At 38.9% G+C, this 25,379-nt stretch carries 18 protein-coding genes and 1 other RNA gene; 3 read left to right on the plus strand and 16 right to left on the minus strand.

The window, feature by feature from the left end:
- Nucleotides 1-109 precede the first annotated feature (109 nt).
- From ssrA to AAH582_RS20525, 3 genes are all read left to right on the plus strand, one after another.
- Nucleotides 110-477, plus strand: a transfer-messenger RNA (tmRNA) gene (gene ssrA, locus AAH582_RS20515).
- Between the two features lie 104 nt (nt 478-581).
- Nucleotides 582-1,775 carry a tyrosine-type recombinase/integrase gene (locus tag AAH582_RS20520; protein WP_343320162.1) on the plus strand — a complete coding sequence of 398 codons (1,194 nt, stop codon included), beginning with the start codon at nt 582-584 and terminating at the stop codon, nt 1,773-1,775.
- Nucleotides 1,776-1,823: 48 nt separating this feature from the next.
- Nucleotides 1,824-2,285 carry a hypothetical protein gene (locus tag AAH582_RS20525; RefSeq protein WP_343320165.1) on the plus strand — a complete coding sequence of 154 codons (462 nt, stop codon included), beginning with the start codon at nt 1,824-1,826 and terminating at the stop codon, nt 2,283-2,285.
- Between the two features lie 64 nt (nt 2,286-2,349).
- On the opposite strand, the gene AAH582_RS20530 is transcribed toward AAH582_RS20525, so the two are convergent.
- The 16 genes from AAH582_RS20530 to AAH582_RS20605 all read right to left on the minus strand — a co-directional run bounded on the left by AAH582_RS20530 (nt 2,350) and on the right by AAH582_RS20605 (nt 25,371).
- Nucleotides 2,350-2,901: a hypothetical protein gene (locus tag AAH582_RS20530; RefSeq protein ID WP_343320167.1), complete on the minus strand. Its 552-nt coding sequence runs from the start codon at nt 2,899-2,901 to the stop codon at nt 2,350-2,352.
- 30 nt (nt 2,902-2,931) lie between these two features.
- Nucleotides 2,932-3,456 carry a hypothetical protein gene (locus AAH582_RS20535; RefSeq protein ID WP_343320168.1) on the minus strand — a complete coding sequence of 175 codons (525 nt, stop codon included), beginning with the start codon at nt 3,454-3,456 and terminating at the stop codon, nt 2,932-2,934.
- On the minus strand, nt 3,413-3,961 hold the full coding sequence (locus tag AAH582_RS20540; protein WP_343320171.1) for a hypothetical protein: 549 nt from the start codon (nt 3,959-3,961) through the stop codon (nt 3,413-3,415). The genes AAH582_RS20535 and AAH582_RS20540 overlap by 44 nt, the downstream gene beginning before the upstream one ends.
- A complete protein-coding gene (locus AAH582_RS20545; protein ID WP_343320173.1) occupies nt 3,951-4,502 on the minus strand; it encodes an N-acetylmuramoyl-L-alanine amidase in 552 nt (183 codons plus the stop codon). Before AAH582_RS20545 ends, AAH582_RS20540 begins: the two co-directional genes overlap by 11 nt.
- 75 nt (nt 4,503-4,577) lie before the next feature.
- Nucleotides 4,578-5,129, minus strand: coding sequence for a hypothetical protein (locus tag AAH582_RS20550; RefSeq protein WP_343320177.1), 552 nt, complete (start codon nt 5,127-5,129; stop codon nt 4,578-4,580).
- A gap of 56 nt (nt 5,130-5,185) precedes the next feature.
- Nucleotides 5,186-5,671: a hypothetical protein gene (locus AAH582_RS20555; protein WP_343320181.1), complete on the minus strand. Its 486-nt coding sequence runs from the start codon at nt 5,669-5,671 to the stop codon at nt 5,186-5,188.
- A gap of 1 nt (nt 5,672) precedes the next feature.
- A complete protein-coding gene (locus tag AAH582_RS20560) occupies nt 5,673-12,740 on the minus strand; it encodes a hypothetical protein (protein ID WP_343320184.1) in 7,068 nt (2,355 codons plus the stop codon).
- Nucleotides 12,741-12,746: 6 nt separating this feature from the next.
- Nucleotides 12,747-13,655 (minus strand): hypothetical protein, encoded by a 909-nt coding sequence (locus AAH582_RS20565; protein WP_343320187.1) that lies wholly within the window; start codon nt 13,653-13,655, stop codon nt 12,747-12,749.
- Between the two features lie 4 nt (nt 13,656-13,659).
- Nucleotides 13,660-16,341, minus strand: coding sequence for an Ig-like domain-containing protein (locus tag AAH582_RS20570; RefSeq protein ID WP_343320191.1), 2,682 nt, complete (start codon nt 16,339-16,341; stop codon nt 13,660-13,662).
- Complete coding sequence (locus AAH582_RS20575; RefSeq protein WP_343320194.1) at nt 16,341-20,123, minus strand: hypothetical protein; 3,783 nt, start codon at nt 20,121-20,123, stop codon at nt 16,341-16,343. The genes AAH582_RS20570 and AAH582_RS20575 overlap by 1 nt, the downstream gene beginning before the upstream one ends.
- 164 nt (nt 20,124-20,287) lie before the next feature.
- Entirely contained in the window at nt 20,288-20,812 is a 525-nt protein-coding gene (locus tag AAH582_RS20580) for a hypothetical protein (RefSeq protein ID WP_343320198.1), read from the minus strand.
- Between the two features lie 334 nt (nt 20,813-21,146).
- Nucleotides 21,147-21,716 (minus strand): hypothetical protein, encoded by a 570-nt coding sequence (locus tag AAH582_RS20585; RefSeq protein ID WP_343320201.1) that lies wholly within the window; start codon nt 21,714-21,716, stop codon nt 21,147-21,149.
- Nucleotides 21,713-22,297 carry a hypothetical protein gene (locus AAH582_RS20590; RefSeq protein ID WP_343320204.1) on the minus strand — a complete coding sequence of 195 codons (585 nt, stop codon included), beginning with the start codon at nt 22,295-22,297 and terminating at the stop codon, nt 21,713-21,715. Before AAH582_RS20590 ends, AAH582_RS20585 begins: the two co-directional genes overlap by 4 nt.
- On the minus strand, nt 22,294-23,355 hold the full coding sequence (locus AAH582_RS20595) for a hypothetical protein (protein ID WP_343320207.1): 1,062 nt from the start codon (nt 23,353-23,355) through the stop codon (nt 22,294-22,296). Before AAH582_RS20595 ends, AAH582_RS20590 begins: the two co-directional genes overlap by 4 nt.
- 80 nt (nt 23,356-23,435) lie before the next feature.
- Complete coding sequence (locus tag AAH582_RS20600) at nt 23,436-24,461, minus strand: hypothetical protein (protein ID WP_343320209.1); 1,026 nt, start codon at nt 24,459-24,461, stop codon at nt 23,436-23,438.
- A gap of 25 nt (nt 24,462-24,486) precedes the next feature.
- A complete protein-coding gene (locus tag AAH582_RS20605) occupies nt 24,487-25,371 on the minus strand; it encodes a hypothetical protein (protein ID WP_343320213.1) in 885 nt (294 codons plus the stop codon).
- Between the last annotated feature and the right edge of the window lie 8 nt (nt 25,372-25,379).

Here is a 25,379-nt window from a genome sequence, read left to right on the forward strand (position 1 = left end):
AATTTTATAAAAGCGTCATTTGTTTTCCATTCAAAACTAGGGTATTAAACAAGAATCGCGTATATCTTGCCCATTTAGCAAAAAATTAGTATCTTTGTAAGACATAATTGGGGTTGACCGGAATTGACAGGATGGAGACGGTTATGTAAGCATGTAGTGCGTTGTTAGTAGAGCACTTTAATCTGAACTTTCAGAATTATAACTGGCGAAGAAAACTACGCCTTAGCTGCTTAAGTTAGACTTAACATAGCTATTTGTCCCGTTAGATCCTGTTCTTTGGTTTAACATTCGGGGCATCGAACAATAGAACTGGCAAGTGTGATGTTGCTAAGCACTTGTGAGAAACAGCAACTACGGCGTACGGTATAGGTAAGCGACTCACCTTCCCTCGCTCGACAATTAAAGAGAAGCTAAACATGTAGAAAGCGTATACAGTACCATGACTGGACGAGAGTTCGAATCTCTCCAGCTCCACTAGAAAGACCACGTTCAGCAGTGCTGAAAGTGGTCTTTTAGGTTCTGAAGGTTTTTCGCAACCAAAATCGCAACCAAAAGCAACACGGAAGAATAGGAAAAGATTTATGACAAGCATACCATATAAATTACCAACAATCGTTCGCGGGAAAAAGTATTGGCATGTAGCCTATTTCTTTGAACTTCCGGATGCCCCAGGTAAATTCAAGAAATTTCAGGTTAAGGATGGCATCAATTACACCAAAGATCTTGCTCAAAGGGAAACAGAAATTCAGCAACTAAGAGATGATGTAGAGCTTGCGTTAAAAAATGGCTTCAATCCGTTTCTTCCACAAATAACCGTCGATCGCCAACTTAAAAAAGTTGAGGAGGAGATTGCTGATGAAAAATCTAAGAATAAAACACAACCTTGGTCGATAAAAAAAGGAGAAGAGGAGTTCAACAAATATGGGGTAAAGAAAAACCTTTCGGCCGAAACAATGAGAAAATATAAATCATATTTTTCAGTTTTCAACCAATGGGTAGATAAGAGTGATCTTAGAAGCATTCCCTTGTCTAAGATAGATGAGGATCATATTACTGATTTTCTTGATCAAAGTTTTGAAGATTATAGCTGGAGCCCTAGAACCTACAATAACTACTTAAATTTCTTATCCACTTTTTTTACTCGAGTTCTCTCATTGGAAAAGCGAAAGAATAAGGAGGTCGAATATTCTATAGATTTTGATTTCTTAGAATTGAAAAATTCACGAGCGGAAAAAAACAAATATTACACAGAGTCAGTTGCTAATCTCATTAAGAAAGAGATAGAAAATGATATCGAACTAAGCCGATATGTACGCTGGATCTTCTACAGCTGTATGCGCCCAAATGAGATCCGTCATTTAAAAATAGAAAGAATAGATTTCAATGCTCGACAAATAAAAATTGATGGAAAAACGGGTTTCCGTTTTGTCCCCATTTGTGACGAACTCTTATTGTTAATGAAGGAGATGGGGCTGGAAGAATCTAAAATAGATAATTTCGTTTTCGGCAAAGGTGGGAAACCAGGTCCGGAAATGGTCCATAGCGATTATTTTAGAGATCGGTATCGCCCGATTAAAGTAAAGCACAATCTTGATATGAATTATACTCTTTATTCGTGGAAACATACACGGGTTGTTTCTCTTATTGCTGCTGGCTTCGATGATAATCAAGTTATGACGCTTACAGGCCATCGAGACAGAGCTGGTTTTGAAGCTTACAAACGGGAATTGGTTATTGATAACACAATAATGAAAGGAAAGACGATAACATTCTAGAATTATGATCAATTTTAATAATACTAATATTATTAGTATTATTGTAGAATGAAACCTCTTGAAGTCCATTGCCGTAACCGTGTACTATATGCCCGAATAAGCATAGAAGATAAAGGTATTGGTATGCGTGACTATTATTTGTACCACAAAAATGGTGTTAGCTTTTATATTTTCCGGAAAGAAGAGAGTATATGGAAGCTAGTGTATGGCCAACTTGATGAGGATATCCGAGAATCATGCATTGATGCATTGATATTACGATTCGACGAAGATGTGCCTGAAATTTTCTATCACCAAGGACAGCGGCAGATAGTCAGAATATCTTCTGAAAAGAGACTTATTTGGCTTGTCTATTTAAACGAGGTGTATTGCGGTCGTATTGATTTCCATGCCCCATCGATGGATTTTAGTCACAAAATAGAAAACGAAACCCTGCTTACAGACGAAAATTTTAAAAGGTACATCTATAAAATCCGACACTCCGAAATAAGGTGGAATCGTTCAATTTAAAAGGCCGAGTATTTATTTCCTCGGCCTTTTAACATTACTATTCTTTTTATACCATTTACAACAATTACCCGGTTGAAGATTCGTTTTTCAAAGTATTAGAAACTTCTTTCTCTTTCAAAATTGCATCATTTTTTAAAATACTATCTTGATATTTTTGTACTTTATGATACCAAGCTATCCCAGAAAAAACCATAATATTAAACAATCCTATAATAAGGATATTCCAATATTTAGAATCTTTTCTAAACGACTCCAATTTTTTTTCAACAGAGTTTATATTTTCAGTCAAGATTTTACCATCACCACTTAATTCCTCAACTTTTTTTGACTGTTCTTTTAGAACATTTAATAAGCTGTCTCCTTTGCGAATCCCTTCATTATTCTCTATTAAACTATCTGCTATAAGATCCAACGCTTCCTTTCTAACTAAGCTTACATCATAGCTGAGCAGACTAACAACATTATTACGTTTTAATTGTTCAATAATAAACTTATCACGTGAATCAGTTAATAACTCTTCTTTTTTAGTATTGGTGTAGACAATAAAAATTATCAAAAATAGACAACCTACGAAACTAAATTTATAAAGATTATCTGTTGGAAGACTGGGAAACATATATTGGCTAATTTTAAAATACAATCATACCTATTTCTGCCTTAAAAACCAAATTAAACCAACAACTAGCACCAAGACGCCTAGTGCGAGCCAAACCATCATTGAACCTTTCGGTTCCGAGTGGGATTGTGTATTCTTGACCAAAGAATTCTTTTCTTGCTTTTCCTGCGCTTTGTTTTCTTTAGTAACGGCAATATGCCTAATGTATCTATCATTGCTATCTACAGTCTTCTTTTGATCGGATTTAGATCTATCCCTACGACTGTTTACAAGCTTCGCATTCCCCTTGCCTTTAGTCGATCCATCAGACTTCACTTCGATTTCATCAGCTGTCAAGGTCATGTTCTCGTCGATATCCTTTTGAATCTGCTTTTGTTCAATAGATTTGACAGATACCTTACCTCCGACGTCAACCTTTACTTCCTCATTGCTCTGATATTGGACTTCAACCTTTTCAATTTGTTTTTTAGAACTTGAGGTCTTAGTTGTTTTCTTAAATAGCCCGCAGCTGCTAATTAGCAGACATATCAGGCTCAGTGTTAGCCATTGCTTCATTTGTCTCTCCTTTCTGTTCTGTAGTAATTTTGACCGTTGTTTTGGTTGGTGTAGTGGTCTTCATATATTCTGCCACAGCCTTAGCCATCTCCTGGATATCATCTTTATTGGCCCAGATCTTGCCAGCCAAACTGCCGACTTCATCCAACTTAACTTTGTCTTCAGCTTTTTCGTAGATACTTTTAACTTCTATGAGGGAAATGCCAAGGGCACCGACTAATGTGATAAAAGGAAATAGTATGAAAGATTTTTGATAATAAACCTCCATATACCAAATCGCTGACATTTGCATAGCATCAATTAAGGTCATTACTACAAGTAAATTGTAGTATTTAGTCAATTTTTCTACAGTCCGTCGAAACCCATAAGATGACCGGATTACACCATTCTGTCTAGCTTTTCTGACCCCCGACCACAAGTCGGCTAGGATCATAAATAGGACTCCGCAATAAAGTCCGAAAACAATCCATACTATTACAACTATCTTTTCCATATTACTTTCCATAATTAAAATACTTTGCAATTTTGTTAGCATAAACCTCGGCCAAACAATGTTTCTGTTTTTGGAAACTGGCCATGTCTCCGATATTTGAAACAAATCCAACTTCTAGAAGCACGCTAGACGCAGCTGTATGAAGCATCCCTAATTTGCCTCTGTTGGATTCGGATTCGGTTCTAACCCCTCTATTTGGAATAGCTAATGTTTGAGAGCCTACTAAAGCTAGATCTGCAGCTATTAATCTTGATTTTTCTCGCGCATTATTAGCAACTAGCGCCGTAGTGCCTGAAGCAGCTATACGTTCGGCGGAATCGAAATGAAATTCAATCCAAATATCATCGCCTGTTGCCTGTGTTTTTACCTCCAAAATGACTTGTGCTAATGTTTTGGAATCCGAATCGGTCCATACTTCGATCCCGGGAAATTTTCTTTTTAATTCTGCAAGCACAAGATCCCGAATTTCAATATTCAGAAAATTCTCCTGATATCCATTCGCGACTGCCCCAGGATCTGCGAAATGATGACCAGCTGTTAGAAATAATTTCATAAAGTGTTAAAAATTAAAGAACCCCAACTCCTGAATACAGAAATTGGGGTAAGTAAAAAAATGAGTAATCAACAATTACAATGGAGAAACGACACGCTCAGGGGAATGCAAATTATTCCACTCACACGTATATTCGTGAGTAATAATCGCATCATCTCCTTCTTCATGAACGTCACCAGCATCAATAAAAACTTTTTTTACGCCAGAATTTCCCCCATAAAGGAGCCCTCCTGAAGTTGCGTACCAGATAGTATACTGACCTCCGCATTGGAGTGCACGCAACGCATCATGGTTGGCCTGATTAGTTTCGTCCACCTTAAAAGTTAAGGTATGAACACGGTTTGTAACCTTTTTTCTACGACCGGAAATAGCAACAGTAGTTGCCGTTGGTTTTGGCTTAGATCCCATGCCAGTAAGAACACGAATATCCTTGCCGGCAGAAGGAGTATTTCCCAGCCGGGTTGCCCATTCAGTTGCGCTTGAAACATCTGTGAATGGGCTTGCATTTCCTGGTGCAAAATAAAGTTCTGAAATTTGGCTTTCATTCACCTCAGGGGCACAGGTATCAAAAGCGAACGCGGGAAGAGTTGCTTCCTCGCAGTCTGAAGGACAGTTTAATAATGCCATAATCTTAATTTTAATTATACAAATATATTATTATTATTTATTGATATATCAATATTTTAAACGGAATATTCCTCTAAGTTTATATTAGATTTTATCTGCCAAAATTTCGCTTGGGTTATTCCTATATATTTTATCATATCAATTACGAACGCACGGAGTTCCTCAATGGTACTGAATGTTATATATTCGGGTGATTCATCAGTGCCGAATTTAAAATTTACTGGCAATGATTCACCATTGGTATGAATCGCTAAATCAAGGGCTGCCTTGTAATTGATTTGATTTTCCATTGTCAACCAAACCGTTTTCCCCTCAAAAGTAAAGCCCTGTAAAATCTCTTTATCGCATTGTCCATTATAATATGAGAAAATAAGTGCGCGAATCTCTTCAATAGAGGGCTTATACATGAAAATCTTTTCTTGGCCAATGACTCTTCCATCCTGACTTTTAAGATCCCATCTAATGACCCAGTGGTTCTTCACTGGGTCATACATTTCAATTTTTGCAACATCGTCTCCGAAGTATTTCTTTTGAACTTCCATTTTATTTAAAATTTGTGATGTTAGTAAACTCTGATACGCTAGTTTTCTTTACGATCCTATCTGAATGAGGGAAGCAGATCCGGGACGTGGAAAGTGCGACGTTATCGGTAATAATTCTATTTGTCGCATCGTAAATTACAATAGCAAACCCAAAGATACTTTTCCCCAATGCTCCACTGCCCGCGCCTCGGCACATAAATGAGCCAGTAGATTGAGCACTTGAATACTCTGTATAGTTTAACGTATTGCTGTGTCGATATGTGCTTGACACGCCACTTGGAATTACTTCAAATTTCCCTAAGTCGGTGATTCTATAGATTGCTTTTTCTCCAACATCATTCCCTTTTGGGAATGCGAAGGGCACCTCAACACCACCATTATTAACTGTAACCTCCATCATCTTAGCAACAAATTGGTCGCTATTTCTGCTTACGTAAGTTGGCGGTGTCATTGCCTCCTTCATTTCAAATACATACCCCTGTTCGTAACCAAGCAAATTGTTGGTATATATTTCCACTTCTTTCCCATTTTCGATTAATACAGGGAATCCGTTTGCCCCCTTTATTGTGTCTTTCATGCCTAGCTTAGCAGTCACGCCAACAGTAGAGAGATTATAGTTCATATTAAGAGATGAATAACCAAACCGTTCCATGTTATCGGTTCCATATGCCAGCAAGAACATTATACTCATCGTTTTATGTTGGAAATAGGAAATTGGATATAACCCGCGAGGATTTAAGAAATTGCTCATTATTTGACTTACAGGAACTCCTTTAACTACTTTTAATCCGGAGACATAAGAACCTAATTTCCCGTTATTGGAAGTGATCTGTGTAGCACCTATTAGTTCTGGCTCGTGCTTACTCCAATCCGTTATAGCAAAATCAAATATGTTATTTGAATTGCTTAAAACTACATACGGGTCTACCATGCTGTACATAATCATTCTGTGAGAAAAGTACATAGTGTGTGCGTTGGCCGGAATATCAATGATTTTTCTTACTGGCTGCCAATTAACTTTACCCTTTACAAAGGTTGTACTTAGAACTATCCCCGCACTATCTGTAAAGACAATAAAACCGCTTGTCGCTGTATTCTCGTCTTTTATTGTTACCGTACTTATGAGGGCTTTTTTATATCCGGTAACAACAACTTTATGTGATCTAAAATTATCACCGTTTACAATTGAAGATTGAATAGTCAATTGACCTTTTCCAAAGCCAAATCCGTTAAGCAAAGAAAGATTTGGAGCCGTTGCTAGGTCTGCGTTGTTCAATCCATTTGCATCATATGCCAATTTATGCGTGATGTATGTGGAGGGATCCGGATTCGCTGGCTTCTCAGTGTTTGAAGATACCATAAGGTATGTATTGTCGCCATCGGAAAGTGATTTATACCAAAATTCCGGTTCATAAACAAATATATCCCCTTGGCTGCTATCAAGTACAGCCGGAGTTGCGTTGGCAATATTAGCGGCATCAGCAAAATAATTTGAGTTATCATTATGAAGCTTAATGATATTCATTTTGCCGTCGGCAGTCTGTTTACCTAAACATCGGTATCGCTTATCCAGGATCTTTTTAATGTGCCCGTTGGGTACGTAGGCTGTTCCACTCGCGTAGCCCGTATTATTATCTAAATTGGTCACGTTGCTATCGGCCTCAACTTCCATATTGATAGCAATGGCCGTATAAGCCGGCTCCTTAAAAGTTAACAAAGGGAAAGCTGCGACCAATACATCGTAATTAGCCGGGTATGATGTTAGCGTGTAAGTTCCAATTAGTGCAGGATATGCTGTTGTATTCCCTTTTTCGTCTATCCCCTTCATTGATAGGAATTGATTCAAAAATGTTCCGTTTCCGGTCTCATTTACGTCTGTAACTCTGATATGAGTTAATACTGGACATAGTGCTTTCACCGCCTTCCAATCTATAAGCGGACAGTTTTCAACGATAAGCGTCTTCACGTTATTTCCGTCTGGGAACAGGATATTATTAGCTGTAATATTGGGCAATCCAATCAATTTTAGACTGCTTAAGTTCTGAGGTAAAGTCAGTTTTTTAATTGCTGCTCCTGGTGCCAACGTAATATCGGTCATAGATGTACAACCTCGGCCAATAAATTCTTCCAAAAGACGGCAACCACTCAGATCAATTGTCGGAATCGTCGTAAATTTTGAAATGTTAAGGAGTTTCAACTTTGGCAACTTTGTAGCGATCACCAACTCCGACAACGTATACGTCTTGGTCATAGAACCTAAAATAAGCTCCTCAAGTGCCGGCAAGGTTGGTAAATTCATATCTGTGAAACCTCCCCATTGAGACAAATCCAACGTTCTCATAAACTTACCACCATACAAGTGAAAAATCGTACCGACGTTGGCAGTTTGATTATAAGTGTATGACCATGAAGCTCCTTTTGCGACGAAGCTTCTATTCATAATAGCTGCTTCTCGGCGAACTTCAAAATAAAAGTCCCTTGTAGGAGATGCAGTAATTTTCGCTCCTGCATCAGAGATACCTTTCCAGGTTATATCTGTCAACGTATATTGACCAGTACCATATTTTGCATCGAACAATTCCAGACGGTTGATCAGCCACCATTTACGGTGCGAGCTACGGCTTCCCTGGGCAGCTTCTAAGTAAGAGTATTTATTGTTTGTAATTTCCCCATTTACAATTACATCAATACCTAAAGTTTTCGGTTTTATGTATTTGTATTGGGCGTCGAGATTGTATATACGTTCAGCAAATTTTCCAGATTGCTCTTTGTCAAACATGTTAAAAATTGCTTCGTTAGTCATAAATGACCGCATTTTGCCATACGTAGTTTCTAATTGTGGAGCAAATTGATCCCGTAAGTTTTTCCAAAGAATAGAATCATGACCAGCAAATGCGTATACGTTTTTACCTGCGCTGGCAGTTAGCTCCGGATCCAAGGTATTATGATCAATATCCCAGGCATATTTCAAACGGCCATCATTCCGTACACCATTGATTGTATCATTATCGTACAAAATGAAATAACCAAGTACTTTGTCTTTCACCGGATCATAGTAAAACGCAAGCATCTGGTTTTTCACACGCTGATCGACAGCAGCAAAAATATCTGTAACGTTATAGTAGGCACATAAATGTTCGACGTCGACGTAATCAGCCAATTCTGCTTTAAATTTTGCAGGATCGTTCTGAGTACTTTTTACCCACTTAACGAAACGCTCTAAATAAAAAGGCTTTTTAGTCCCTGCTTTATATTCAGCGTTGATCGCACTATCGTCAGGAAACCTAGCTTCAAAAACTCGCATCCATGAAGGGGATCCATCGGACTCTTTTGCATCGAAATCATCATTTAAATATGACCCCATTGGGAAATCATTATTCAAAAATTCCCAACACTCAGTTGGATTTTTCCCTCCGAACTTGTTCGTAATCCATTCTGAAGCGGATAATCCATCGGCCGACCGGTGATATCCAGGAATATCCAAAAAGCCAAACACCGATTCCGAGCTCTTATCATTGTTCATGTTGAATTTACCGACGAATCTAGGGGCTTCATCTTTTGTTTTTCTTGAAAACAGATATTGGGGTTCCCCATCCACTGTGGTTCGTACATCGTACGCAAAAGATGGATCAACATATTTTTGAGCTGGAGTTAAGATTCCCGCGCTCACCAGGATATCATTAATTAATCGCGCCAGTCCGGTATTGTGAGAAGAAGACGATTCTGCAAAATCTGCTTTCAAACACCACACATCAACTGGAGCAGGTTTTTTGCCCCTTGAATTTTCTGTCTTGAAAGACCATTTTACAACCGTCTGGAGCACACCGCCATTACCATCTTTATCACAACCTAACCACAATTCACCAGGTTGCTTCTGCGCATTTTTAAAATAGATCCGGTTGTTCTTAATAGGATATGCCAAAGATGAGGTTCCCTGAAGTCTAATACAGCCACCAGCCAATCGCCAATTTAAGGACGGTTGCGATTTTTTTACATGGAGGATTTCAGTAACGTTGTATCTGCTGTCCTTGTCGTTCATTGCTGCTGCATATTCGACAATATCCATCCCGTTAGGCGCCTCTCCAGTGATAATAATATAGCGCATATCGTTAGGAACTGAATCAACAGTTACATTCCCTTCAGAATCAATCACGTTATTGAAATTGTATTTTTCTACAATTTCATTTATATCGTTGAGATCAAGTGTAGAGATATCTAAAACTTGAGAATCTGTCAGATAATTACCGTAGGATCTAACATTATACAAGTCGATGGTAGCGCCCTCACTGCTTACGACTATGTTTCTAGGTGTCTCTTGATAAATAATGTCCGTGATTCCTCGCTGAGCGATTCCGCTCAAGGAACCATTGATGTATAAATACATCATTTTATCATTCAATTTCTCATAGTCAGAAGAATTGCTGCCAGCAGCCGGGAAGGAAACGAACGCTATATTATATTCCTGCTCAGGTGCAATTTCCATTGAAACCTCCGAATTTCCCCTGGAGATCATTTGCACCTTTTCAGGATAAATAACAAAACCAACCCCTGCATCCATGCAGCTCAATAGAGGCTTAGTATTATCTGTTACACTGGAGACCTTGATTTTTGCAGTGAAAGCAAAACTATTAGGGGCTGTTGCTGATAAACCATCTAGAGGCTTATAGTTAATTTCGGCCTTTCCACCATTGGCCAAACGCAAGGCATTTTCAAGCCAACCATCACCGGCGAATTGTACACCAGTAAAAGTGGTTGTGATCCCATTAAAAGACCATTCCGTTTTATTCGTATCATTATTTGTACGTCCGATTGCACTTAGTTTTAACTTCAAACCATCCGTAGGCTCCTCTAGATCAATACCTATATCTGTGATGTTCACCCCGAAAGTATATGTTGTACTGCCGGTTTGTATCTGTCCCTGAAGAGATCCTTCTACAGCAGACTTCGCCGATACAGATCTTTGAATAAACGAAGTCGTCATTGACGATATCACTGTGCCAGCTACTTTTACAGTCACAAGGTTAGTTGGAGCCGCTGGATTGTAAGCCGCAAAACGAACAGAATAATCCGCAAAACGACCAGCTGTAATATATGGCCTTGAATTTTTCGCAATAATTGTACCGTCCGCATAATCAAACCTAGCGGCAATAATGGGTAGACTATTGGTTGATTCGTTGTAAACGGCTATATCAAAGTAGATACTATTGCTCTTTAAAATTTTCTCTGTTGTAACTGCAACTTCAGCGACCATTTGAACTGAATGGGATCCTGGAGCCAAGCCTACAGCACTGATATTAAATGAACCGTTGGCATAAGATGAAGTAATTGTCCTGGTATCAATTTCAACACCATCAAGAAAAACCCGAACCGTTTTTGTCCCGGATCCATTTAAATTGAATGGAACAGCCACAGATCCGCCAACCTTTACCAAGGTAGCAAAGTCAAAAGATGAAGATAATTTCAATGTTATAACCTGGACAGACCAAAGAACTGAACTAACTTGGACAGACTCTCCTGTATCGACTTCAACTCTTAAACGCACTGAATTACTGCCAACTTTTACAAATTTGGTAACATCAATTGTATCCAATTTTCCGGCAGTTAAAACGCGGTCAAATACAATACTTGACGCTCCGGAACCAATTGTTATTTTTGCATTTCCGTTCAGTCCGGTACTTGTGTCACTTGCAATATCCTTATGATCAAAGATGAAAGATAATTTGACTTCATCACCTTCTTTGATAAGCTGATTCTGGGTGACTTTCGTCAACACGATTTTAGTTGTCGAGGATCCTCCGTCGCCGCCTCCGCCGCCACTAAACTCATCGGTAGTATTAAGTATATTTCCCTCTTCATCAAGAAGTGAAACAGAGTATTTTAAATCTGCCCCTTCACCGATAGAATTCAAAGCTACTGAAGCCCCGAATTTGCCAGTCTGTTCCTTTAAAGCCGCGGCAACAGCGGCCGAAGCCACTGGATCGTTGGAAAGAGGATTAACCGTCTGCTCGACGTTGGTATTTACATTGATATCAATATTGCCGGCCGAATCCGGGGGAATATTATCGCCATTTAATGAGATTGATTGAACTGGCGCATCTGGGATCTCTACAGCAATAATTCCTTCTTCATTCGGAGGAACGTCTTCGCCGTTTACGGTTATTCCTTGAACCGGCGCGTCAGGAATTTGAACTGCAATATTACCGTTTGCATCAGGAGGAACATTTTGACCATTTACCGAAACAGACTGTACCGGAGCTTTTGGGACAATAACTTCCTTATATTCGCCTTTTTCGTTTAAAAACTTGTTTGCATCACCGGCAGGGTCCGTTTTGACTTTGTCAACCTTAGCTTTGTCAATAGCCGTATAATCGTTGGCAGACAATCCTTTTCCGGTCTCCTTGTCCACTTTGTTCGCTAAGGTATTAGATAGTTCAAAAGCTGTCGGAAGAGCAATCAATTTACTAATTGCTGTATCATCAACAAGTGATTTACCTGTAACTTTATCAACCTTTGTATTTAAAGCAGAATTCAGCTCGGAACTGCTAGGGAGGGCATTTAGTTTAAGAATAGCACCATCATCAATTAAAGATTTACCCGAAACCTTCTCAACTTTGTTATCTACACGACCAGACAAGTCCGTTACAACCTTTTGGCTTATGGCCATAGTTGTAGACTGACCTAGTTCATTAACAACTGTTGTCACCGGTAAATCAGTATCGACCTTTTCAAGCTTACTTACACCATCCCAAATTAGCATCACAATTTTACCTGTAACATCAACGTTTAAGGAGCCATTGTAGACACCTGATCCATTTGCCATGTAAACACCTGCCGGAGCCGGTCCTTCTCCTGAAATAAATGGAAAAGTAGGCCCAGCAACAGAGACCTTCAGATCATTATCTTGATACGAAAGCTGCGAAAACGTCAAAACCCCGTTCCCGATTTTATTGCGAATTCTACCTCCAAATCGAACAAGAGCCTGCTCCCCGTCGCCGAGGACCGGATTAGCTTGCAACCATGCGGCTTCGGTACCAATATTCCGAATAACGCGCGCTTTAATTCTTCTCATATTTTCTTACGATAAATCTTGCTGTTCAATAAAAGCATCAAACGATTCTCCGGTAGCACCTTGATCAATAATATATTCTTCATTATCCACTGGCTGTATCTCATGGCCACAGGCAGTGTTATAGAAGTATCGGCCTTGCTGAAAATTGACAATCAATTGCCAATAAGCCAATCCATCGATCTGCGATTCTTCCAAGGAAATGTTTTTGATACTTCCTTCTCGTAAGTTTTTGGGGGTAGTGATGGTAACATCGCGATGAATAGCCATAAAAGCGATTGATTCATACACGAAATTTGGAATGATACCAAAATCTATATCGTATGTGATGTTAACTTTCCGAGAAATATCGACAATTTCCCCGTGTCCGTCTTCTTCACTTTCGATTGAGATAGATGGTAAACCTTTTGTTATAAAGGTATCAACAAAAATGCGGAATCTAAAACCAAAATCTCCTAAATAATAAACTGGGTCAACATTATTTGTCTCAGACCATTCTAGCATTAGATATTTATTAATGTCGCTGATAGGCGAAAAGATTTCAGAGAAATATTCTGAGTGGCCAGTGACTATTTTCAGATAGTAGCACTTCCCACATTCTAGAACTAAGTTAACCCCGTCACTTTTCTTGATCCCATAGTCAGCTAACCAGAGATAGTAATTAAAGTCTAGATCTTTTAAAATAACTTTCTTCAGCTGAGCTATCGATAAGTCAGAAACCTTTACCCCGCTCTCGTTATAAATGTGAAACGACTTAATAGTTTCGTCAAGTGAAAATCGAATTTGAAAAGGAAGTAGTCGATCATTTTGGACCGATAGTTCAAACATATGATTTTCATAGCCTGGTTGAAATCGAATTTGCTTTTCAATATCATCATACCAGGTAATAGGCTGCGGGATTTCATCGAATAATAACATATACTTAAATTATAATGTAAGCGGAATCCGGTTCGATCGAAATATCGATCTTCCAGTTCTCATGGTCATAGTTATAACAACCGGAATAATTCCTCTGAGTGGTGTAATCTTTGTACAACTCATAAACACTCCCCTCGCTGATATCGGCATTAAATACGAATTCATAGCTATTTGAGGAATCATAGTAATCTGTAAACTTTTGTTTGATTTTTATTTTCAGATTATATCCCTCCGCATCCAACGGTAGTGTACGAGCACTGTCTCTCCAAAGCTTTAAAGTAATATCCGATAAGGTTTCGCGACCAAAAGCCTGCATTCCATTATCACAATTACCTATCACCTCCTTTCGATCGTCGATTTTATGAAAAGAAATATAGATAGTGCTTGACTCGAATACGTTAACTGTTATCGTACCTGTCGCTTCGTTAAGGTAGGTATCTCTTATTTTATATGAAAAGGTATCCTCTCCTACAAAATCATTAGCCGGCATATAAGTGAAATTACCGTTAGATTCGATAGCCACAGAACCACCATGTGAGGTTGTTTTGTTTTCCGGAATAACAGTGATCTCCGTTGAGGCTGTATCATTTTTTTGAATTGATCCAGCACCAGGTCTTAATTGATGGTTTTTAGCGATAATGAAATTATTCCCATTAGCAATGGGTAAAGAAGTTCCTTGTTTAACCGTAATAGTGACCTTGGCATTATTTGATATCTCGCCAAAATTATCCTTCACATTGTAAAACACAAAAGCATCACCGACATAGCCTGTTTCAGGGGTGTATCTGATTTTAAAATCATCAGTTACAACAGCTCTTCCAGGATACATCGAAGTAATGTTAAGTGTAGATGGAATAATCACGCCATCCGTGTCAATGTCATTGTCAAGGACATCAATAACGACAGGAGTATTTTGAAAAGTTTCAGCGAAATCATCAACAGCTTGAGGAGGAATATTATCTTCCAGTTTTCCTTCCGCGGGGAAAGCTATTTTCAGTTCAACAATTTCCTTGAAAAGGTTAAATGATGCAGATTCCAAAACGCCGTCATCCCCCAGTGCTGTTCTAATAAGCCCATCGGTATCAAAATCTGACTCACAGCACAATTTATACTTTACTTTTTCCTGAACTTTGATCGGTTTAACAGACAACGCCAGAGTCGCTAGACCATTCATTTTGAAGTTAAGCATATACCGGTTATGCCTCCAGTAATCCCGATGCAGTTGCGACCAAGCCAAAGGATTGTTTATCGTATTCCCCCCTCTAATAGAAGCTTCCCTAAATGGGCTCATCCCTTGAGAACAAGCTATGAGAACGAAACCATCATCAGACACAACTTTACTATCAGCATCTGGATTAGCAAGACATTGCAGTAAATCCGTACTAAAGTTTTTTATCGGATATTTATCTTCATCCTTTTCTTTTCCAGCGATAGAATTTGTATATATTATTGGAGCCGCCTTAAAATCACCATACGAAGTATCGTCCATAAAAGAAAATGTTTCCATTCTCGGGATACCGTCATAGTCATATTTATATCGTCGATTTGCCTTGTTTAACTCTGCGCTTTGTCCAACTGTTGTATCAATACCCTTGTTCCTTGATTTATAAGAAACGTGCTCTATTTTAAATTTTTTATCATCGGTAATTTCCCATTCCAATTGAAAAATATTGCAAATATCCTCCAACAGATCTGCCAGCGTTAACTCTCCCTTATTTGCATTTCCACTAACAAACGGACGTTTCACGTCAGATTTTTGAAAGACCAACAAATTGGTTACTCTGGATGGCAAACCGGTTACATAATTGATAGTGCTGGCATTTTCAGGATTCCACTGAAAAAAATCTGAAGTTAATGTTAAATCATTGCAAATTGTCAATAGAAACTGTTCAAAAATATTTTTCAATAGCATGCCATTGTCAATAGGCCTATCAAGAACTTTACAGGTAAATAAATAACTTCGATCTGTGTATTCGTATTTTACATCGTAAACTATGGGATTACGGGCATATTTACCGAAACCTAATGATATCCAGCCCTCGCTAGTCAAATCCACAGCGCTATCTTTAACTTCTCTTGCCCATGTAATTTCGTGATGTTCGTCCTCTTCAATAGCAGCAAATTGCTGAGCCCCATTAGTTCCATTATTATAATAAATACTATATTCTCTTATTCTTACCCAACCTTTAGATCCAGGATCGCTTTCTCCAGGAAATGGATCCCAAGCACCCCTGTTTGATGAAAAGGATTCAGTTTCAATTCGGCCTTCGGCAGTAATAAGATTTACTTTTGGATAAACACTATTCAATATGTTTAATGTCGTGTCTTTTCCGGATTCGTAACATACATATTTATCGGAGGTATCAATAGACAACTCCACTTTACAATTATCGAGATCCCATTCTCCTGAATTTAGGGAAATCACTCCATTGAACCAGTTATCATTCCATTTACCCCCACAATACTTTTGAATGACGATTTCCAAAGGATCAAACCGATAAACAAGCAGCTCCTGTTCATAAAGCCAATTAAAATCTTCTCCAATCAATATAATGCTCCCTTTGATTGTTCTGGCAAAATCAGAGCGATTAGACTTTTTGTCAAAAACTTTATCTAGCGATCCATCATTCGTGGGAAAAACCTGTCTTTTCCCCGATCTTCCTGTGATAAAATATCTATACTGCATTATTTCTTCTTTTTAATTCGCCGAGTAATATTCCCCTGTTGTTCGACAATATGGGTATCGGTTTCAGTGACAATCTTTCGCTTCCTTTCAATATCCAAAAGCATGCGATTTGATCTAGCGATATCTTTCAACTCTTCTGACTCAGCAAAAGCTAAAAGAGCTTCTTTATATCTATTATCCCTTTCTTGCTTTTGCCCTGATAAAACTAGGACCCGGGTTGTCTTTTCTATATCCGGAGCTATTGCAACACCAGTACCATCTAAAAGATCATCCATCAATGAGCCAACTTTACCCAGATCATCATCGTTAATAGCTTGAAGAAATGGAAGATATTTTTGCGTAGATAGCTTATTGATTGCAAAGAACCCTTCGCCCCCTTCAACCTCTGCAACGCGCTTACCAGTTTTTTCGTTATAAACGCCAAGCCCACCTTGTTCGTGACTTGGGCCGTTAAGTAGGAAGGATCCACCATCACGGAACTTAGGTACTTCACCAACACTTTTCATAGCCATAGTCTTTGAGGCTACAAAACCACCCCACATTGCACCAATAGCGGCTATCGCAAGTGGAACTCCAATAAATGGTATTGATGAAAAAGCTTTAAATATATTCGCTGATGCCGTTATCATAGATGATACTTGAGATATTGAGTCTGCCACCAACTGCATCCTTTGTATATCAGCTTCCTTCTTTTGAAGTTCAGCTTTCTGACGGAGTTCTTCCTCCCTCTGCATTCTTAATGCGTCAATCTCTTGTTGTTTTGCTGTTACGTTATTGGCATACCCATCCTTTTGTAGGTCTAATTCTTTGTTCAACGCATCTTCTACCTCAGAAATTTGATCATTCAACGCATCAATTTCTCTTTGTTTCGCATCTATCCTTTTATTTATAGAAGCTTCCCAAGCCTCAGTAATCTGATTAAACACATTTCTATATGAATCAACTATAGTTCTTGCTTCATCATCATTAACATCCAAACCTAAGAGCTGAAAAACGTTTGTTTTCTTTTTAGTAGTGGATTTGCCAAGTTTCAAATTCAACTCCTCTATAAGCGCTTCAGTCTGAGCTATTGCAACAGCATTTTCCCTACCACCAACTTTTCTTAGCAATTCAAGTCTCTCTTGCGCGGCATCGCGCATGATTTTATACTTGAGATTTTCACGAATCTTCTCTTCTTCCTCCTCAGTTTTACCTTTGATCTTAATGAGTGAAATTTTAGCAGTTTCAATATCCTCCCGGTCTTTCAACTCAAGAAGAGAGTACTTCAGATTGATATTGGCAATTTCCTTATTTTTCTGCTCTGTAAAATCTTTCTCATTACCATAGGACTTTTTCCAATCTTCTTCGAGCTTTCTATATTTATCCTCAAGCTCTGATAATTCAAGCTCCTTATCTTCTTTATTGATACGCATGAGAATTTTATCCTGCTCCTTTTGGCTCTCGACAAGCTTATCAAAATACAAAACATCAATGGCCCACATTTTGGAAAGATGTTCGCTTAATAATTGCTCTTTAAGAGCATTTTGAGAAGTAATCAGTGTATTTTTTTCCTCTTCAGTTCCTGCGAACTCGGCCAACTCTCTCGCTAGCCTGTCAACTTCTTTTTTGTAACGGGATTCTTCAAGTTCCTTTTCCTTCTCAGCACCATCTTGCATTTGCCGAATCCTGGTCTCATTTTTTTCAAATTCAAGATCTTTGATTTGATTGTTGAACTCTCTTATTCTTTTCAACTCAGCCTGACGTTTTCGTTCAGCTTCTTCCGCGGCCCTTCTGGCCTTATCAGCGGCTTTTTTTGCATCCTCGGCAGCTTTCTTCGCCTCATCAGCCAAACGATTACGCTCCTCAATTGCCAATACAGATCTCTTCTGATTTAACTCGATCAACTCTTGGATTTGCTCTTTGGTATTTCTCGCATGAACTTTCGCATACTCCGCGAGGACTTTCTTCCGATCATCGATTATCCTAAGCTCTTCCTTGAAAATATCGCGCTCTTTACCGCCCTGAGCCTTTAGGATCTCGATACGCCTATTAGCAGCTTCTGTGTAAACTTGGTTTTCCTTTTCGATACGATTATAGGTTTGGCGCTGCAGCTCATCATTAAAACCTTGGGAGAAGTTTTTAACCATGTTCATGCTATTAAGGAATGAATCAACAGCCGCACTAGCACCTTCCGTAAACAGGACAAAAAGTGTTTTAAGCGGCCAAATCAACCATTGGAGAACGGCATTACCTACGCCCATAGCCACTTGTTTAATCTTATCTACAGTGTCACCGAATTTTTGGGCCACTGGACTAGATATCCTAATGGAATCGGTAAGCTTGTCCCAATTCGTAATTAGGTAACCTATTGCAAGAACAATCAAGCCTATGCCTGTCGCTGCGAGTGCTAATCTAAAAACTTTTAATGCCCCCGTCGATGCGCCAACAACAACGTTATACAGAGCCTGACTCGCTGTCAATGCCTTATTTGCAACTGACTCTCGATTTTTAAGTTCAATCTGGATTTGTTGAAGCCCTTGGAGAATAGAAATACCTGCAGTCAGCTTAGCAATGGTTTTTTCTACAGTTTCACTTTCCGCTCCAAAAAGGGCCATAGCTCCTTGAGCTATATTAAACCCTGATGCGATTAAGGTTCCTGCTTCGATCAAACCATCAAGACGGGGAGTTTCACTTGCAACCTGTTTTAATTCATCCTTTACACCGGAAATAGCCTGTTTCAATTTAACGGCTTTATTCATCAATTCATCATATTCCTTCCCATCACCTAGACCCTCCGCTTTCATCTTGGCCATCTGCTGAACCACTTCCTCCAATTGGGCACCAAGGGATTTGACTTTTTCTTCAGCCTCAGGTATGACTTTATTCCCTAATTCATCGAAGCCCTCTTTACCTGCATTTTTGATTTGTTTTAAACGGACCTCAACAGCTTCGATCTCCTTATTTAGCTTAACTATTTCCTGGGGATTAGCTTCAATATTTAGGGCATCTTGAAGGAACTTTAATCTGTCTACTAATTGATCACTTGAAAGACTTGAGACATCTAGAACCTCAGATGTCCTCCCAAGCATAGTATTAGCTTCCTCGATGTCTGCTGACAGAGTTTTAAATAACTCAGATTCCTTATCTAAACCTTCCATTTTCTTGGAGACGAAATCTATCATTGCTCCAAGTTGTTCCATTTCGTTAGAAGCATTATTCAGATCTTTAGCCAGTGAATCAAGTTCATCATTGGAAAAAGACCCCATAATAGAATCAGATAACTTGTCCGTCAATGCTCCAGCTTCTTTGAGCTTATCGTTCATTGGAGTAATCGCCTTGCTGGCTCTGTCATACGCGGAGATAATGTTATCTCGCATACGTTCCATAGATTTAGCCAAGACTTTTATCTGTGTTGGATCTGTCGCAGTTTTTAACGCTTCTTTAAAATATTCAAGATGCTCTGTGTAATTCTTGACAGCCGCCGCAGATGAATCGTTAAGCTTAACCCCTTCCTTCTGCTTTTTAGCAATTTCATCGAGAACCCCAACCATTACCTTTTCGGCTTTAGCCCGTTCTTCAGCTACTTTTTTAAGAGCGAGAGTATTTTGTGCCTGATCACCTAATGCTTTATTTGATTTTTCCGCACCAGCAACCATTTCCTTGTTCATTTCCGAAATATGGTCCCTAGTTTTAGATGCTTGGGCCTGCACCTCCTTAGCGGATTCAACAACTTTACTCAGATCGGCGATGATATTAGAAACATCACTCGCAAATGGTATTTTATATTCTTCTCCCGTTGCCATGTTCTATTGTTTGATTTTATTCTTTTCCTTCTCTAATCTTTTCTGGAGCAATTCATAAAGTCGCCAGAACTCGGTGCCAGGGGTAGCTTTTATAGAATCAAAATCTTTCACTCCATTTTCGGCCATTACAGACCACATATCTATCCAATACTTTTTTCTCTCGATTATCGCTCCTTTGATGTATCGAACGCCTGTATTTCCGTTTGATTCAGCCTTTCTATCATCGCTAAAGATTCCGGGGTAATAATGCTTGATATCGAGTTGATAAGACTTGAAAAACCGAGAGCCAACTGAAAAAAAGGACCAACTGAAAAGCCCTCCTTGCGCCAATCTTCAATTTTTTGATCAATTATGTCATCTGAAATCACACCTCGATCTTCCTTCTCTTCGTTAATAAATAAGGCACATATTTTTAATGCTACAATCTGACGATTGAAGACCCCCATTATTCCATTTTGCATGTTATTGGCCATTACAGCGATATCGGCGAACTTTAGCTCATTGGCCAGCTCCGTTACTTTCTTCCAATTTTTAAACATTTCACTCTGAGAAACCCCATATTGGAGCTCCAGCGTAAACTCTTCATATTTACTCCATCTTTCTATAGAAAGGTCGCCAGCCTCTATATGGTAGGTTTTGCCGTTCGCCTTGAATGACTTTTCCTGGATATTAAGTTGCTTCAATTTCATACTATAAAATTAATAATATATTGATACTAAATATTGTTATATTAATATTTTCGACCTAAATAAATAGCTAAACAAATGGCATATGGGAAGAAAAATAAGTTATTAAAACTGGCAATCCTAAAAGCACAAAATAGCAAAAACCAAAAGGTTAATTGTCCCGTGAAGCAGGTCGAACAAAGCCCAAGAGGTTTCCCAAGCCAACTAGGTAACTTGCCCAGTAACCGGCCATACCAATTTAGGATATCCTCATATAAAAGGATATTACAAAACACGTGGCCAACAATTGAGCAGCAAAAAGCTACCATGGACCAAAAAACAAATGATAATAAAAAATCTAACATGGTGATGGAGGATTTAAAGGTGTTAAACAGTTAGGGTTTAGTCTATACGAGCATTTAAGTTTCAATGCAAAGAAATCAAAAGGCGGCATTAAGAATTGAGTTTTAAGTTCGTCGAAACTATACTTTGAGAATATACTGGCATCACGTTGGGGAATGCTTACAAGATTTATTTTTAATCTTGAAATAGGCCCCTCATTATGAAATGGCTTAAATATGCTAGTAATATCAGCCACAGCGTGAGCAGAAACAGATTCCGGATTAGATGATATCTTTTTAGGACAGAACCAACAAACCAATATGAGATCCGAGGTCCAATCATTATTCCCCTCTGCTTTAGCTCCCATGTCTTCAACGAAAAACATACCTTTCATTTTATCAGTTGGATACAACGCTTTAAGATTATTCTCTTCAGAAACATCAACTTCTACAGGAAACTTTTTTGGCGTGCCTTTACTGTCGGAGATATCCGACTTCTTTATTACTTGTACCAGTCCCGCAGGAGTGTCAAAGTATGGTAAAGGAGATAATAGATCCTTTATAATTTTACCGATTAATACATTCATAATTTAATTTTTTCAAGCAATGCTGTAAACATACCATTGGCCACATCTGCCAATATTTCTTTTTCATCGTCAGTTGGCTGCAGAAAATCCCCATATTGTTGAAATCCATAGAATAGCCTTTGAGCAACTTCCGGATCTGTCGCACCTAAATAAGCTTTGGATACGAAACCAGTTCGCTCGATAGAGACAACATTCAAGTTTTGGAAAGTACGTCCCGAAAAAGTAAAATCCACGTGATTAGTTTGGAGACCATTAGCTTCCCGAACATCTTTCCAGCTGACTGATTCTCCTTTCTTAAGTTTCTTCTCTATCATCCGGTCGAAGCCAGCATTTAGCCTTGGATAGCTGCTATCATAAGTTTTACCCTTATTTTTTCCTGCTGTTGATGAAAATCCGGCATAAAAATAGGCGGGCACCCCTCTATCAGAATATGATTGCCCTGGGATTCCCTCCGACTGAATACGGTTAACAACGAGTGCTTTGTGATTCAATGCCATCGCCACTGCTATATTTTCAGCCTCTTCAGGTATTTCATCTATCAGCTTTTCTAGCCTGGTTATTAAATCACTTAATTCGCTCATCTGATTATGCCTTTATACATAATATTGTTTTGATCACACTCAACACAATCATTCACTTTCTCAAATGGATAAGTCTGTACCAGCCACATTATGCGATTATCGAATTCCTTTCGGAAATGGTTACGCTTACCCCACATATGCTCATTACTAAGCATTGTAATACGATTCATATTGCCAGATGACATTACGTCTTCGATTAAAAACTCTTGTGCTTTGTAGGCAATAGCGTGTGCAATAGTGTTGCTGTGATCCAGTTCCAGCAAATTACAGACTGCTGCTTTTGAAGTGCAGTCTATTTTCGCATTCATATATATGCCGTGAGCATTAACCCAACTAGCACTATTCTTAATACCTTCAAGACTATCAGCAATGACTCCGCCCAACGACATATATGACTTTAAGATTCGCTCCATGCCGCCACATGTGCACGTTGCTTGGTTATCCCGGGGGAATCCGCTAACTGATGTATCATAAACAAAATAATAATCTATAGGGAGATTACGCTCATCCGCCAAAGGAAGCTCCAACAACTCATCAAGCTTATGCAATGATTGAATATTGGCCAATGTCTGGATGTTTATCTCCTTGATAAACTCTAAATCATCAGCATCATCATAACACCTGTAAATTGATAATTTAACAGTAGTTTCGCTACCCCAAAGCAAACCAATAGATGATATCTTGATTGAGCTACCGCGAATCAAAGAAGTCCTTAAACGAAGCCCCGCGAACTTAGGAATATTGGTCATTGTTCTGAGATGTTCAACTTTACCTATCCGACCATCAAATTTTTCATACTTTTGCGAATAACCGCCCTCCGTAGCATATTGTGCAAGTATCGATTCAATAAATTGATCTGTCGCTCGTTTTCGTGCCCTCCGTGCTTTTTCGACGAAATTTTCGCAATCGATATTATTGAGGTCAGAAAGCTTTAGGCCCCCCTCCACCTCATCCAAATAAATACCAGAGTTGCTTTTTTTATCTTCAGAACTAATATCCTGAGTCGTGCATTCGCAATCCGTATTGGAGATACCAATAATCTTATCTAAACATTCCATATTGTTATAAATTAAAAAAGGGAAGGGCACCGCCCTCCCCCAATCAACCATAGTACTACCCCTAATACTAACGATATTCTTTAGGCTACCTTTTTCTTAAATAAAAGCACACCTGTAATGTTTTCATTGCATCGCAATGGATTTAACCACAATCCTGTTCGGATTTTATAGTTCCACGCATGCCATATCTTCCCGTTGATACATGACATTTTATAGGTCACATCATATTTCAGCCCAGGAATATAATTTGAATTGACCGAGTAACGAGTTATTGATGGATTGTCGATTTTTCGAGGCTCAACTGGGAACCGAGATTTTGAACCGAATGCGATTGATCCTGGATCAACGACAATCGTCACGTTTTCCATGGAGTTCGCAGCAAAACCGAACAAGTCATTTCGATAGCTTAAATCTCCATACATTGAAGCAGCGGCCTTACCATTATCATTTCCAAGGTATTTTTGTGACTTATAATTGTCCTGGAACAAATTCCCCCCATCAAGCACCAATAAAGAACTAAATTTATTCATTACACGCGCTTGCTGTAAGTAAGGGAAAAAACCTTCGGCTGTTAATGATCCAGCAGGGATCTCCGTATATCCTCCGACATTGGTGCCGATAGTACTTGGGCCTGCGAATTGGTTTACTCCACCAAAGGTTAACAACTTAGCTGCTAATTTCTTATTCAACTTGTTAATTAAGTTACGCTCAACACCCAAGATACCGATCGCAACAGCTTCCTCCATTTTAATGAAGTTCCCACGGAATTTCTCTTCATTGACTTTAAAAGAATCTTGGACAAATAAGTCGATTTCTTCAAGTTGCGACTTACTTTCAGGCTCTGTTGCAGTGATATCACAAGAGTCATCGTCAGTCACAGTATCATCCGAGTTATCTTGACAGAAATCAACCCAATTAACAGAAACTTGACGATCAATAGATTCATCTTCAATTTCCGTAACCGTGGCCGTTTGTTGCTCTTTGATAATTTTTGCAGTTGCCATATTAGGATCGTAGTCACGACTTTTTACTTTGTCGTGCCATTTTTCCTCTGCACGGAGTTGAAGCTCCGTTAGCGCGGTTTTATTAAATTCTCCAGCTGCCATTTTAATTTAAATTTCAAGTAAACAGTTATGCTTGCTGCTTTTGCCAAGCGTCTCTAACTGCGCCCCTATCTTCGACTGAAACACTCGTATCTGAAATGTACTTCAAGTATTCAGCTTCATTTTTAGGAACGAAAGCAGAACCACCCGAACCATCTGATTTGTTTCCCTCGGATCCGCGTGCAGCAGATTGTTTAAAATCAAAATATGAGGATGCTGTGGTCTTGATTAACTGACCGAAATCTATAAGATTTCCATGATCATCAGCAACAGCTTTTCCGTCCTTTTTGACAATAAATGAACCATCCTCCGCAGAGTCATATTCATAACCTTCCAAGTCTTTCAGCAACCATTCTTTTTGCTTAGCCGCCCGTGACTTGTCCTCAGGTAAAACAGGGTTTAAACCCTCAAATAGTTCTAGTGCTTTGGATTTGACCGATGAAAGTGTACGTTCACGATTAAATTTCGTTTCAGCATCTTTTAGAGCCATTGAAACCTTTGTTTCGGTCTCTTTGGATGCATCATCAAGCCTTTTTTGCAACTGGATATAAAGCGAAGATTTTTTGATATCATCGTCTGTAAGTCCATTTTTACCCGCTTGACGATCTAACGCGTGAACGGCTTTAATTAGGTCAATTCCTTTTAAGGATTCGTCTTCTAAGTTGAAGTCTGTTCTAATCTGCTTTTCCAAATCCTTTAAAGACTCAGACTTACCTTTCTTATGGCCATCATTGAAAGCGTCAGTCTTCAAAGTAGATATCCGGCTTTTATCAGATTCTAAGATAGTAGCCAATTCAGATTGAGCATCGAAACCCTCTCCATCTGCCTTTTGCACAAGAGCAGCAACTTGTTCATCCGACATTTTATAAACGGTAGTCAGCAGGCCCGCCAGTAATATTTCTAATCCTTTCATGGAAATGA

Source organism: Sphingobacterium multivorum (genome assembly GCF_039511225.1).
In the GTDB taxonomy this organism is placed as follows: domain Bacteria; phylum Bacteroidota; class Bacteroidia; order Sphingobacteriales; family Sphingobacteriaceae; genus Sphingobacterium.